The organism is Actinoallomurus sp. NBC_01490 (assembly GCF_036227085.1).
GTDB classification, from domain to species: Bacteria; Actinomycetota; Actinomycetes; order Streptosporangiales; family Streptosporangiaceae; genus Actinoallomurus; species Actinoallomurus oryzae.
On record NZ_CP109433.1, the window covers coordinates 2,520,277 to 2,533,707 of the forward strand.

Here is a 13,431-nt window from a genome sequence, read left to right on the forward strand (position 1 = left end):
CGGCGGAGGAGGCGGCGCTTCGCCGAGCCGTGCGGGGGGCTCGGCGAAGCGCGACGCCGGAAATGGCGTGCCCGATCGGACCGGCTCGTGCCGGTCCGCGCGATGACACCCCGCGCTCCGTACGGGGCAGACTGGCCATGTGGGTTCTCCGGCGAGAGGGAGCGTGGAGAGATGGCCGACGACCAGCCCCTGCGTCCCGGGCGGTGGCCGCTGCGTACCGTGCCCCGAGGGCGGTGGTCGGCGCAGACCCCGACCGTCGATGACGCCGACCCGGCGCTCATCGCGGCGGCGCTGAAGCGCGCCCAGGCGCGGCCGTCGGGCAACTGGTTCGTGGTGGCGTCGAGCCGTGTCGTACGTGCCGACCGTCCGCTCGGCACGAAGGTCGCCGGCCGGGAGGTCGTGCTGTGGCGTGACCGTACGGGGCGGCCGGTGGCCGGTCCGGGCGCGTGTCCGCATCTCGGCGCGCCGCTCGCCGACGGGCGCGTCATCGACGGCTGCCTGACGTGCCGGTGGCATGGCCTGCGCCTGCCCGCCGAGGGCACCGACGAGTGGCGCACCCTGCCCGCGTACGACGACGGGGTGCTCGTGTGGGTGCGCCACGACCGGGCCGGTGGCGAGGCTCCGCTCGACGCGCCGGTGCCCGCCGCCCGGCCGCGTCCGGACGGCGGCGTGGGCGCGGTCGCCCGCATGGTCGGCGTCTGCGAACCCGGTGACGTGGTCGCGAACCGCCTCGACCCCTGGCACGGCGCCTGGTTCCACCCGTACTCCTTCACCCGGCTGCGGGTCGAGTCCACGCCGGACGAGGCGGACGACCGCTTCCTGGTGCGGGTGACGTTCCGGGTCGGGCCGTGGCTGGGAGTGCCGGTGCTCGCGGAGTTCGGCTGCCCGGACCCCCGTACCGTGCTGATGCGCATCGTCGAGGGCGAAGGTGAGGGCAGCGTGGTCGAGACCCACGCGACGCCGCTGGGGCCGGGCCGCGACGGCCGGCCGCGTACGGCGGTGGTCGAGGCGGTGGTCGCCACGTCCGGCCGTCCGGGCTTCGCCGCCGCCCGTGCCCTGGCCCCGCTGATCCGCCCGGCCATGCGCCGGGCCGCCGCCCGCCTCTGGCGTGACGACCTGGCCTACGCCGAACGCCGCTACGCCCTGCGCTCACGAACGCTGTGAGCCCAGCGTGGGCAGCCGCCCGCGCAGCGGCACGGTCGTCAGCGGATGACCGGCCACGCCCCAGCCGGACAGCAGCAGGTTGGCGGCCTGCCAGCCGGTGGTGGCGGCGCGCTCCATCAGGGCCACGGGCAGGTCGACGCGGATGCCGTCGCCGGCCAGCACGAGGCCGGGGACCGGTCCGGCCACCGTGGGCCGGTCCGCGAAGGTGCCGGGCGCGAACAGCGGGCAGTCGGCACGCCATTCGCTGAACTCGCCGAGGACCCGGGCGGCCGCCGTCTCCGGGTAGACCGCGTGCAGACGGTCGAGCAGCCCCGCCGCGGCGTCCTCACGCGAGCCCGTGACCGCGTACGCGTGCAGTTCGACCACGGATCCGCCGGCGGTGGCGGCCCACGCCGCGGCCTCGCGGTCATAGCGTTCGAGCACGCTGACGTTGTCGAGCGGCGGCAGCCCGCCGGTCGCCAGGAACGCGGGGCGGTCGGCGGCGACGGGCCGGTTCAGCCAGAGGCGGCGGACGAGGAACGGCGGCGCCGTCCGCTGGGCGGCGATCCGCCGCCGCCAGGCCGGGGTGCCGAGTTCGGGTGAGGCGGCGACGAGGTCGCGCAGCCCCGGAACGTCGAGGGCGAGGACCACGGCGTCGGCGTCCACCGTGCCGTCCGCGACGTCCACCGCGAACCCGGACCCGCCGGGCCGTACGGCGGTGACGGGCGTGCCCGTGTGCACGCGCCCGCCGAGCGAGGCGAGGTGGTCGCCGAGCGGCGTCCAGAGCCGGGGCGGCGGCACGCCGGGCACGTCGAACAGCAGGCCCTCGGCCGAGCCGAGGAAGTACAGGTGGAACATGACCGCGAGCTCGGCCGCGGACAGCCGGCCGGGCGGAGCGAAGAAGCTGCGGGAGAACACCTCGAAGGCCAGGTGACGCGCTGCCGGCGGGAAGCGCAGCCGGGCGAGGAAGGTCTCGGCGTCCAGGTGGTCCAGCCGCTCGTACGTGCCGGGGACGCTGACGCCGATCAGTGGCAGCGCGGCGCGGGCGTTCAGGCGCAGCAGGTCGCGCGGCCGGAAGGTCGGGCTGCGGAGCGCGAAGAACAACGCGTTCCACGGCGGGGTGCGGGGCAGGCCGCGGAAGGTGTCGGTACGGCCCTCCGCGTCGACGAGCGGGTAGTCCGGCACGGCGGTGAGCCGCTTGAGGTCCGGGTCGGTGCGGCGCAGCAGCGTGCGCAGGTTGTAGTACTGCCGGAAGTAGGCGTGGAAACCGCGGCCCATGCCGACGCGCGTGCCGTCCGGTAGCGCGGCGTCCCAGCCGCCCGCGCGGCCCCCGAGATGGTTCTCCCGCTCGTACAGGTCGACGGCGACGCCGCGTTCGGCCAGGGCGACGCCGGCCGTGAGCCCGGCGATGCCCCCGCCGACGACCACGGCCCGCGGACGCCGGGACAGCCGGTCGGCGCTCGGCGCCCCGGGCGGCGGCGGATGGTGCACCCGGCGGCGGTCGGCGCCCGGCGCGCGCCCGGCCGTCATGACGCCCCGTCCGGTCGCCGGCCGCCGAACGCGTGCACGATGCCGCGCTGCCAGCCGGTCATGGTGGCGACGCGCACGTCGGTGAAGCCGGCGCGGCGCAGGCGCCCGGCGAACTCCGGTGGCCGGTCGAACTCCAGCGCGCTCCGCCACAGGTAGCGGTACAGGCCCGCGTCGCCGGTGGTCAGCCGGCCCGCCGGGACGATCACGCCCCAGCACACGGCGTGCCAGACCAGCCGGGTGAGCGGATGGTCGCGTACGGAGTAGTCGTGCACGATGAGGCGGCCGCCGGGGCGCAGCAGGGACCACAGCGAGGCGAGCACGGCGTCCGGGTCGGGCAGGTTCCGGATGAGGTAGGCGGCGAAGACGCCGTCGAACGGCCCGGTGATCCCGGCGTCGGCGAGTTCCTCGGCGCGGGCGTGCACGAACTCCACGCCGGCCGGCCACCGCTTGGCGCGCGCACGGGCGAGCATGCCGGCCGAGGCGTCGACGCCGACGACGCGGGCGTTCGGGGCGGCGGCCAGGAGCGCCGCGGTGGAGGCGCCGGTGCCGCAGCCCACGTCCAGCAGGCGGACCGGCCGGTCGCCGAAACCGAACGCGCGGGCGGACCGCCGCAGGTGCGCGTGGTAGCCGGGGTTGGCGCCGACGAGCCGGTCGTACGCCGCCGCGCCGCGGTCGAACGCCTCGGGCACCCGCCGCCGTACGAGGGGGGTCATCGGGGGCTCCGAGCGTGTTCCCACAGGAGCAGGGTCGCGGTGATGAGGGAGAAGCCGAAGAGGAAGTCCTCCACCGGGATGTCGAACGGGATCCGCAGCCCGGAAAGCTGGTGGGGGTCGTAGCTGACGACCGGCGCGGACAGCTTGGTCAGCCGGCCGTCGACCACCGTCTGGAACGCGAACACGATCACCATCGTGATCCAGTACGCGCCGCTGCGGAACAGCCCGGTGCGCAGCCGCCCGAGCTCCAGCGCGACGACGGCCACGACCGAGACGACGGCCGGGACGGTGTACCCGAGGCCGCTCACCTGACGTCCTCCTTCTCACGTGCCGGGCTGCGCCGCCGGGGGGCGAGGCGGCGGACGGTCTCCAGCGTCAGCACCCCGCAGACCGGGATGACGAGGAAGAACAGCACCTCCTCCAGCGGCAGCGACAGCGGCAGGGTGATGCCGGTGACGTACCGCGGGTTGTACCACCAGACGCCGGCCGCGATCGCGATCACGTCCCACACGACGAAGACCGCGGCGACGGGGAGCACGGCGCGGGCGAGCCGCCGGGGCCGCCGGTAGACCCGGCTGCCCGACAGCTCCAGCGGCAGGGTGACCGCCACACACCCCGCGAGCAGTGCCAGGTACTGCAGATGGTCCATGTCGATCCTTTCCGCCGCTTTCACCGTGCCCGGCCCGTCGTCACCGCATCCGCCCGGGTGCGCGCCCACAGGGAGCGGGCGACGGCACCGCCGGCGAGCACCACCCGGCGGCCGACGCCCACGGAGACGCGCCCGTCGAAGACGTTGTAGTCGCGGGCCTCGATGCGGTCGAGGATGTGGGAGTAGAGCGTGCAGGCCGTCGCGATGCAGGGCCGGGAGACGGGGTGCAGCAGGTCGATCCCGGGCCGGGCGCGGCCGTACACCTCGCGCGTGCGCGCGATCTGGTCGGCGAGCGCGCGCCGTACGCGCGGGTCGGCCCGGCCGGTCCGCCGGCATTCGGCGAGCACCTCGCGGTCGACGCCGAACGCCGCGAGCTCGTCGGCGGGCAGGTAGACGCGGCCACGGTCCAGGTCCTCGGCGATGTCGCGCAGGAAGTTGGTCAGCTGGAACGCCTGGCCGAGCGCCGCGGCGGCGCCGGCGGCCTCGGCGGGGTCGCCGACCGTGCCCAGCACGGGCAGCATCTGCAGCCCGATCACCTCGGCCGACCCGTACACGTACTCCCGCAGCGCCGCCCGCGTGGCGTATCCGGTCACGGTCAGGTCCATCCGCATCGAGTGCAGGAAGGCGTCGAACAGGCCGGCGTCGATGCCGTGCCGGCGCGCCGTGTCCACGACCGCGGCGAGCACCGGGTCGTCGCTGCGCCCGGCGCGCAGGCCGCCGGCCAGCTTGGCGGCGAGCCGGTCCAGCGCGGCGGCGATCCGCGTGAGCGGGGTGCCCGGCGCGGGTTCGTCGACGATGTCGTCCGCGTGGCGGGCGAAGCCGTACAGGGCGTGGACCGCCGGCCGTCGCGACGGCGGCAGTAACCGGGTCGCGAGGAAGAAGGTCCGGCCGTGCCGGGCGTTGAGCGTCCGGCACCGGAGGTAGGCCTCCCGCAGGGACGGCTCGGTGATCCCGGCCGCGTCGAGCTCCCGGCCGGTCATGAACCCTCCTTCGCCGGGGAGGGTGACCACAGGGGCGTGTCTTCGATTCCCTCGCTCCGCTCGGTCATGGGCCCTCCTTCGCCGGGGAGGGTGACCACGGGCGCGTGTCCTCGATTTCCTCGCTCCGCTCGGTCATGACGGCACGGCGCCGGTGATCCGGTCGGCGGCCAGCCGTCCGGACACCAGTGCGGTCGGGACGCCGACGCCGGGTACGGTGCCGCAGCCGGCCAGCACCGCGTTGTCGGTCGTCCGGGGGAGGTTGGCGGGCCGGAACGGGCCGGTCTGGCCGAACGTGTGCGCCAGGCTGAAGGGCGTGCCGGCGAGGAGCCCCTGGCGGCGCCAGTCGGCGGGGGTGATGACGTGCAGAACGTCCTCCATGCGCATTTTCAGGCCGGACCGGGCGGCCGTGGCCTCGATGAGCTCTTCCGCGTACGCCGGGCCGATCCGGTCCCAGTCGAGCCGGGCGCGGGCGAGGTTGGGCGCCGGGGCGAGCACGGACACGAGCTGGTGCCCGCCGGGGGCGAGCGCGGCGTCGGTGACCGTCGGGCGGGTCAGCAGCAGCGACGGGTCGCGCATCGGCCGGCCGTCGCGGATCAGGTCGTCGAAGGTCGTGTGCCAGGCCCGGCCGAACAGCAGGTTGTGATGGGCGGTGCCGTCCGCGCCGCACCGCCCGTCGCCGGACACGCCGGGCCGCCCGTCGCCGGAGACGCCGAGGTGCACGACGACGGCCGACGGCGCGGCGACGAGGCGGGCGGGCCGGCGCGGGACGCGGCCGAGCAGCCGGTAGGCGGCCGGCAGGTCGCAGGTGAGGACGATGGCGTCGCACGGGATCCGGTCGCCGCCGTCGGTGAGCGCGGCGGTCACGCGGCGCCCGCGGCGTTCGAGCGAGGTGACGCGCGTGTCGTAGCGGAACTCCACCCCCGCGTCGGCGGCGGCGCCGGCGAGGGCATCGGGGAGCGCCCGCATGCCGCCGCGGGGAAAGAACACGCCGCCGACGGTGTCCATGTAGGCGATGACCGCGTACAGGGCGAGCGCCCGGCGGGGAGACAGCCCGGCGTACAGCGCCTGGAAGGTGAACACGCGCCGCAGCCGTTCGTCGCGCAGGAACCGGCCGACGGCGTTCTCCCAGCGCCCGAAGCCGCCGAGCGCCGTCAGCCGGGCCAGCTGCGGGGTGAGCAGGCCGAGCGGCGAGTCGACGTTCGCCGCGATGAAACCGGCGTACTCGACCTCGTACAGCCGGGTCAGCCAGGCGCGCAGCCGCGCGTACCCCGCCGCCTCACGGGGCCCGGCGAACGCCCGGACCGCCTCGGTCATCGCCTCGGCGTCGGTGCGCACGTCGAGCGACGTGCCGTCGGCGAAGAACGTCCGGTACGCCGGGTCCAGCCGGATGAGGGGCAGCCGCTCGTCCATCGAGGCGCCGGTGGCCGCCAGCGTGTCGCGCACGATGTCCGGCATCGTGAGCACGGTCGGTCCGGTGTCGAGCCGGTAGCCGCCGACGTCGAGGCGGCCCGCCCGGCCGCCGGGCACCCCGTCGCGTTCGAGCACCGTCACGGCACGGCCGCGCCCGCACAGGTGCGACGCGGCGGCCAGCCCGGACAGCCCCGCACCGACCACGACCACGTGGTCGGTTCTGCGGGGCACGGTCGAACAGCGCGTCATGTCGCATCGACTACCCCGAGAGCCCACGTGGTAATGCCGAACCGCGCCACGGTCCTTCGCGGAACGACGACGGCCCGAGGGGGCCGAACCTCAGGTCGCAGGGGACCTGTCGACTGCTAACTGTTGACAGAAGGCCTCTGAGCAGCTTCGATGGTCGCACGTCCTAATCCGGACGTATTGGGGTCCGGGTTCTCCGCGATGTCGACGATCTCGTGCGGCCTGCCTCGTCCCCCTCTCCGCATCGGCCCGCGCCGCCCGCGGCGGCCGGATCGGATGCGAACGCCCGTGCGCTCCCGCCCCCCAGGAGTGACCATGCAGGTCGACCCGTCCCCCTACCGTCCCAACCCCGCCCCCGCCCCCGCCGGACCGGCGCCCGCGATCGACCGGAGGGTCATCCTCGCCGGGGCCGTCGGCTCGATCATCGAGTACTACGACTTCGGCATCTACGGTTACCTGTCCGCGTCGCTGGCCTCGGTCTTCTTCGTGCACGGAGATCCGGCCGCGGCCCTTCTCGCCACGTTCGCGACGTTCGCGGCGGCGTTCGTGCTGCGCCCGCTGGGCGGGCTCATCTTCGGTCACATCGGCGACCGGATCGGCCGGAAGAAGACCCTCGCGGCGACTGTCATCGCCATGGCGCTGGCCACGTTCGCGATCGGGGTCCTGCCGAGCTACGCCGCCGTCGGCGCGTTCGCGGCGGTGCTGCTGGTCCTCGGGCGATGCGTCCAGGGTGTGGCCAGCGGCGGCGAGATCGGCGGCGCCGCCTCGTACGTCGCGGAGTGCTCGCCCCCGCACCGGCGCGGCCTGCTCTGCAGCACGACGCAGCTCGGCGCGCTGACCGGCGCACTGCTGGCCTCGGCCGTGGTCACCCTGTTCACCACGGTGCTGGGCGACGAGACGATGAAGGCGTGGGGCTGGCGCATCCCGTTCCTGATCGGTCTGCCGCTCGGCCTGGTCGGCCTGTGGATCCGCGCGCGGCTGGAGGACTCGCCGCAGTTCATCGACCTCGCCGAGCGGGGTGAGGTCGCCAAGGCCCCGGTCGTCCAGCTCTTCGCGAACAACCGCGCCGCGCTGGCGCGCACCTTCGGCCTCTCGGTGCTGCTGTTCGCCGCCTACTACGTCGTGTACGTGTACGCCGCGACGCATCTGCAGAAGACCGGCGGCTTCTCGGCGCTGACCGCCTTCTGGTCGACGATCGCGACGCTGGCCGTCTCGTGCGTGCTGATGCCGGTGTTCGGTGCGCTGTCGGACCGGGTGGGCCGCAAGCCGATCTTCTTCGGCGCCTCCATCGCGACGCTCGTGCTGGTGTTCCCCGGGTTCATGGCGATGGACGCGCACGGCACCGCGCTGGCCGTGCTGGCCCAGATCGTGCTCGGCATCCCGGAGTCGGCGCTGATGGCCGTGGCCTTCTCCACGTTCGCCGAGATGCTGCCCGCGCGGGTCCGCTACAGCGGCATCGCGCTGGGCTTCAACCTCGCCAGCATGGCCGTGGGCGGCACGGCGCCGTACATCTGCACGTGGCTGATCAACAAGACCGGCGATCCGCTGTGCCCGGCCTGGTTCCTCGCCGGTACCGCGCTCATCACCCTCGCGACGACCTTCAGCTTGCGAGAATCCGCCGGTACGTCCCTGCGGACGTCCTGACGACACCGACCGACGATTGAGGACCGAAATGTCGAGCAGTCACCTCCCGGGCCCGCTGGAGCGGCGGGCGCAGACCTTCAGCGGACGCAGCGTCGAGGTGCTCCGGGACATGGTGCTGTCCGGCCGGCTCAAGCCCGGCCAGCGGCTGAACGAGGTGGAGCTGGCCCGCGCCCTGGAGATCAGCCGCGGGCCGCTGCGCGAGGCCATCCAGCGCCTGGCCAGCGAGGGGCTGCTGCGCATCGTCAGCCACCGCGGAGCGTACGTGCGCACGTTCGACGCGGACGAGCTGCGCGACCTGTACGAACTGCGCATCGCCCTGGAGACGCACGCCGTACGCCTCGCGGCGGAACGGATGACCGCCGACGACGTCGCGGACGTCGGCGGTCTGCTCGACGAGACGGGCGACATGCTCGCCGCCGACGACGAGCGCCCCTATCCCGAGGAGCTCGACTTCCACCGGCGGATCGTGGCGCTGACCGGCAACCAGATCCTGCTGTCCGCCACGGTGGAGGTGCACCAGCAGATCCACCTCGCCCGGTCACGCTCCGGACAGCAGCCGCGCCGGGCGCGTCACGCGTACGACGAGCACCGTGCCGTCGTCGACCACGTGGCCGCCGGCGACGGTGAGGCCGCGGCGAACCTCATGCGCGCGCACCTGTACCGGTCGCTGGAGAACGCGCTGCGCATCTTCGACGCGTCGCCCGGCGACACCTGACGGCGGCGCGCCCTCCCATTCACACGACCACGGAAAGGTTCCCGGTGAGCGACAATCTCAATGCCCGGCTCCGCGCCCGGATCGAGCCCGGACGGCCCCTGCTGCTGCCGGGCGCGCCGAACGCGCTGACCGCGCGGATCCTGGAGGAGACCGGCTTCGAGGCCGTGTATCTCTCCGGCGCGGGCATCACGAACACCTACCTCGGCGCGCCGGACGTCGGGCTGCTGTCGCTCCCGGAGCTGGCCGACCACGTCGCCGCCGTACGCGACGCGGTCGAGCTTCCCCTGGTCGTCGACGCCGACACCGGCTTCGGCAACGCGATCAACGTGCGGCGCACGATCCGCTCCCTGGAACGTTCCGGCGCGAACGCGGTCCAGCTCGAGGACCAGGTGGCGCCCAAGCGCTGCGGGCACTTCACCGGCAAGGCCGTGATCGACGCGGGGGAGATGGTCGGCAAGATCCATGCCGCCACGGACGCGCGGCAGGACGACGATCTGCTGATCATCGCGCGCACCGACGCCCGCGCGGTGTCCGGGATGGACGAGGCGTGCGACCGCGCCGCCCGCTACCTCGACGCGGGCGCCGACATCGCGTTCGTCGAGGCTCCGCGGTCGCGGGAGGAGCTGCGGGAGATTCCCGGGCGGGTGCCCGGCGCGCACGTCGCCAACATGGTCGAGGGCGCGCTCACGCCCATCACCCCCCTGGACGAGCTGGCCGCGTACGGCTTCGCGGTGGTGCTCTACGCCAACACCGCGATGCGCGCCGCGATCAAGGGCATGCGGTCCGCGCTCACCGACCTGCGCGCGAAGGGCGACAGCCTCGCCCTCGGCGACCGCATCGCGAGCTGGGAGGAGCGGCAGAGCCTGGTCCGCAAAGACGCATTCGACGCGATGAACGAGCGGTACGCCGGCTGAGCGCCGAGAAGATGAGAGGAGCGAACATGACGGAATACGACCTCCGGCTGACCGGTGGTGACGTCGTACTGCCCGGTCTGGGGCGCACGGCCGTGGACGTGTGCGTGCGCGACGGACGCGTCGCCGCCCTGGTCGAGCGCGCCGACCCGGCGCCGGCGCGTGAGGTGCTGGACGTGACCGGGCGGGTCGTGGTGCCCGGCGCGATCGACGCGCACGTCCACCTCGGCCAGGACATCACCGTGCCGAAGACCGCCGACGACGTGGCCCCGGAGACCGCCTCGGCGGTCGCGGGCGGTGTCACCACGATGCTCGCCTACCTGATGAGCCCGAAGCCGTACGAGGAGAGCTTCACCGCGGCGCACGACGTCATGGCGGCCGACGCGTACACCGACTTCGGCTTCCACTTCTGCCTGGTCTCCCAGGAGCAGGTGGCCGCGATCCCGCGCTACGTCGAGGAGTTCGGCGTCTCCAGCTTCAAGTTCTTCATGAACTTCCGCGGGAACGAGGGCGCCTACCTCGGGCTGCCGGGCAACGACGACGGCTTTCTCTACGACCTGCTGATGGCGGTGGCGGAGAACGGCGCGATGGCCGACCCGCACGCGGAGAACATCGAGCTGGTCTGGAAGCTGCGGGAGAGCATGGACAAGCCCGCCGACGCCGGGCTGGACGCCTGGAACAGGACCCGCCCGGACTTCGTCGAGGCCGAGGCGCTGCAACGGGTCGCGTACCTCGCCAGCGTGCTGGGGGCGTCGGTGTACGCCGTGCACACGACCTGCGCCGCCGCGCTGGACGCGATCACCCGGCAGCGCGCGCACTACCCGAACCTGTTCGTCGAGACCTGCCCGCACTACCTCACCCTCGACGAGACCTCCTCGATGGGCTCGCGGGCGAAGGTCAACCCACCGCTGCGCACCGTCGGCGACCGGGAGGCGCTGTGGGCGGCGGTGGCCGACGGCCGCGTCGACGTCATCGGCTCCGACCACGTGCCGCGCCACTTCTCCGCGAAGGACAAGGACATCTGGTCGGCGTCGGCGGGGTTCCCCGGCACCGGCACGCTGTTCCCGTCCATGGTCGGTGAGGGGCACCAGCGGCGCGGCCTGCCGCTGGAGCGGATCGTCGAGGCGACCTCGACCCGGCCCGCCCAGCTGTTCGGCATGTACCCCCGCAAGGGCGTCATCGCCGTCGGCGCGGACGCGGACCTGGTCGTACTGAACCTGGAGGAGGGCTTCACCGTACGCGCCGAGGACCAGCACAGCGCCGCGCGGTACTCCGTCTGGGAGGGGCTCGAGGTCGGCTGCTCGGTCGAGCACACGCTCGTACGCGGCCGGTTCGCCGTCCGCGACGGAGCGCTCGGTGAGGCCGCCGGCGCGTACGTCTCCCGCCCGAACAGCGGCGCCGCCGCCCTGGCCGCCCAGGGGGTGTCCCGATGACCGAGCCGTACCGCCCCTGGGCCGACGTGATCACCGATGACGACGAGCGACGCTACGCCACCGCGGGCTTCGGCAAGCCCGTCGGGACGGGCAAGCGCCCGGCGCTGCTGATCATCGACGTGCAGTACCGCACGGTCGGCGACACGCCGAAGCCGTTCTATGACTCTCTCGCGGACTACCCGACGAGCTGCGGCGACGTGGGCTGGGACGCGGTGGGGCGCATCGGTGAGCTGCTCGGCGTCTTCCGCGAGCGCGAGCTGCCGGTGATCTACCCGCACGTCGCTCCGAAGGAGTCCTACGACGCCGGCCGCCTCGGCGCGAAGGTCCCGGCGATCATGGGCATTCCGCCGCAGGGCTACCGGTTCGTGGAGGAGGTCGCACCGCGCGACGGCGACATCCTGCTGCCCAAGCGGCACCCGAGCGCGTTCTTCGCGACCCCGCTCGTCAGCTACCTCGTCGATCTCGGCGTGGACAGCCTCGTCGTGACGGGCTGCACCACCAGCGGTTGCGTGCGCTCCACGGTCGTGGACGCGTTCGCGTACAACTTCCGGGTGACCGTCCCGGCCGAGGCGGTCTATGACCGTACGCCCACCGTGCACCAGGCGAACCTCTTCGACATGGCGCAGAAGTACGCCGACGTGCGCCCGGTCGCCGAGGTGGTCGAGGCCGTTCGCGGGGTGGAGAGCACATGAACGACGTCGACGTGATCGTGGTGGGCGCCGGCGGCGGCGGGCTCGCCGCCGCGCTCGCGGCCCACGACGCCGGCGCGTCCGTGGCGGTGCTGGAGAAGCTCGACCGGCCCGGCGGCAACACCGGCCTCTCGACGGGGTCGATCCCCGGCGCCGGCACCCGCTGGCAGAAGGACGCGGGCATCGACGACGACCCCGGCCGGTTCGCCGACGACCTGCTGCGGCAGAGCGGCCCCCACGAGGCCGAGGAGCTGACCCGCCTGCTGGCCCGGGTGTCGGCGCCCGTAGTGGAGTGGCTCGTGGACCGGCACGGCGTGGAGCTCCTGCTGATCACCGACTACAAGCACGTCGGGCACTCCGTGCCCCGGCTGCACGCGCCGGCCGCGCGCAAGGGCCAGGTCCTCGTCGATGACCTGGTACGGGCCTGCGGCGACGCGGGCATCGAGATCGTGCTGAACAACCCCGTCGCGTCACTGATCGTCGAGGGCGGCGCCGTACGCGGCGTGCGCGTCGACGGCGACCGGATCGGCTCCTACGACCTGCGCGCCGACGCGGTCGTCCTCGCGGCCAACGGATACGCGGCCAACCCGGAGCTGGTCCGTGCCTGGGCGCCGGACATCGCCGGGGCCACGTACTTCGGCGGCCACGGCAGCACGGGCGAGGCGATCGAGTGGGGGATCGCCCTGGGCGCCCGCACCGGCAACCTCGGCGCGTACCAGGGGTACGCCGCCGTCGCCTACCCGCACGGGTCCATCGTCTCCTGGACCACGGTGGAGATGGGCGGGGTCATGCTCGACCGCGACGGACGGCGGCTGGGCGATGAGACCCTCGGCTACTCCGGCTTCGCCGAGACCGTGCTGCGCGGCACCGAGCCCCCGGCGTACGTCGTCTTCGACACCCGCATTCGCGACTACGTGGCCGCGCACGAGGAGGAGTTCCGCGACCTCCTCGAGGCCGGCGGCGTCCGCGAGTTCGCCACCGCCGACGCGCTCGCCGAGTGGATCGGCGCCCCGGCCGGGAACGTCCGCTCCACGCTGGATGACTATCAAAGCTCCGTGGCCGCCGGCCGCGACGCGTTCGGCCGGTCCGCCTTCGGCATGGCGCCGCTGACCCCGCCGTACGTGGCCTGCCGCAGCACGCCCGGCCTGTTCCACACCCAGGGCGGCCTGGCCGTCGACGGCGACACCCGGCCCACCCGCGAGGACGGGTCGGTCGTGCCCGGCCTGTACGCGGTCGGCGGCGTCGCCGCCGGGATCAGCGGGCGGTCCGGGGGCCGCGGGTACTCCTCCGGCAGCGGCCTGCTCGCGGCCGTCGGCCTCGGATACCTCGCCGGCACCGCCGCCGGCGCCGCCGCGGCCGGGTGAGACC

The 13,431-nt window shown here is 74.0% G+C and carries 13 protein-coding genes; 7 read left to right on the forward strand and 6 right to left on the reverse strand.

Annotation, left to right across the window (positions count from 1 at the left end):
* The first annotated feature begins 171 nt into the window (after window positions 1-171).
* The gene (locus OG417_RS12385; RefSeq protein WP_329254438.1) at window positions 172-1,164 is read left to right on the forward strand and encodes a DUF5914 domain-containing protein; all 993 of its coding nucleotides are present in this window, start codon (window positions 172-174) and stop codon (window positions 1,162-1,164) included.
* On the opposite strand, the gene OG417_RS12390 is transcribed toward OG417_RS12385, so the two are convergent.
* The 6 genes from OG417_RS12390 to crtI form a co-directional block, all read right to left on the reverse strand.
* On the reverse strand, window positions 1,150-2,673 hold the full coding sequence (locus OG417_RS12390) for an FAD-dependent oxidoreductase (protein WP_329254441.1): 1,524 nt from the start codon (window positions 2,671-2,673) through the stop codon (window positions 1,150-1,152). The two genes, OG417_RS12385 and OG417_RS12390, sit on opposite strands and share 15 nt — an antisense overlap.
* Window positions 2,670-3,386, reverse strand: a complete 717-nt coding sequence (locus tag OG417_RS12395) for a class I SAM-dependent methyltransferase (protein WP_329254444.1) — start codon at window positions 3,384-3,386, stop codon at window positions 2,670-2,672. The genes OG417_RS12390 and OG417_RS12395 overlap by 4 nt, the downstream gene beginning before the upstream one ends.
* Entirely contained in the window at window positions 3,383-3,694 is a 312-nt protein-coding gene (locus tag OG417_RS12400; protein ID WP_329254448.1) for a lycopene cyclase domain-containing protein, read from the reverse strand. The genes OG417_RS12395 and OG417_RS12400 overlap by 4 nt, the downstream gene beginning before the upstream one ends.
* A complete protein-coding gene (locus OG417_RS12405) occupies window positions 3,691-4,035 on the reverse strand; it encodes a lycopene cyclase domain-containing protein (RefSeq protein ID WP_329254450.1) in 345 nt (114 codons plus the stop codon). The genes OG417_RS12400 and OG417_RS12405 overlap by 4 nt, the downstream gene beginning before the upstream one ends.
* Window positions 4,036-4,055: 20 nt before the next feature.
* A complete protein-coding gene (locus OG417_RS12410) occupies window positions 4,056-5,015 on the reverse strand; it encodes a phytoene/squalene synthase family protein (RefSeq protein WP_329254453.1) in 960 nt (319 codons plus the stop codon).
* A 132-nt stretch (window positions 5,016-5,147) separates the two neighbouring features.
* Entirely contained in the window at window positions 5,148-6,656 is a 1,509-nt protein-coding gene (gene crtI / locus OG417_RS12415; RefSeq protein WP_329254456.1) for a phytoene desaturase family protein, read from the reverse strand.
* A gap of 330 nt (window positions 6,657-6,986) precedes the next feature.
* Here crtI and OG417_RS12420 point away from each other — a divergent pair, with 330 nt between their 5' ends.
* The 6 genes from OG417_RS12420 to OG417_RS12445 are packed head-to-tail and all read left to right on the forward strand — an operon-like array spanning window position 6,987 to window position 13,427.
* On the forward strand, window positions 6,987-8,315 hold the full coding sequence (locus OG417_RS12420; RefSeq protein ID WP_329254459.1) for an MFS transporter: 1,329 nt from the start codon (window positions 6,987-6,989) through the stop codon (window positions 8,313-8,315).
* Window positions 8,316-8,343: 28 nt separating this feature from the next.
* Entirely contained in the window at window positions 8,344-9,030 is a 687-nt protein-coding gene (locus tag OG417_RS12425; RefSeq protein WP_329254462.1) for a GntR family transcriptional regulator, read from the forward strand.
* Window positions 9,031-9,074: 44 nt separating this feature from the next.
* Window positions 9,075-9,944, forward strand: a complete 870-nt coding sequence (locus tag OG417_RS12430; RefSeq protein WP_329254465.1) for an isocitrate lyase/PEP mutase family protein — start codon at window positions 9,075-9,077, stop codon at window positions 9,942-9,944.
* A gap of 26 nt (window positions 9,945-9,970) precedes the next feature.
* Window positions 9,971-11,374: a dihydroorotase gene (locus OG417_RS12435; RefSeq protein ID WP_329254468.1), complete on the forward strand. Its 1,404-nt coding sequence runs from the start codon at window positions 9,971-9,973 to the stop codon at window positions 11,372-11,374.
* Window positions 11,371-12,066 (forward strand): isochorismatase family protein, encoded by a 696-nt coding sequence (locus tag OG417_RS12440; protein ID WP_329254471.1) that lies wholly within the window; start codon window positions 11,371-11,373, stop codon window positions 12,064-12,066. Before OG417_RS12435 ends, OG417_RS12440 begins: the two co-directional genes overlap by 4 nt.
* The gene (locus tag OG417_RS12445) at window positions 12,063-13,427 is read left to right on the forward strand and encodes an FAD-dependent oxidoreductase (protein WP_329254475.1); all 1,365 of its coding nucleotides are present in this window, start codon (window positions 12,063-12,065) and stop codon (window positions 13,425-13,427) included. The genes OG417_RS12440 and OG417_RS12445 overlap by 4 nt, the downstream gene beginning before the upstream one ends.
* Window positions 13,428-13,431: the final 4 nt, after the last annotated feature.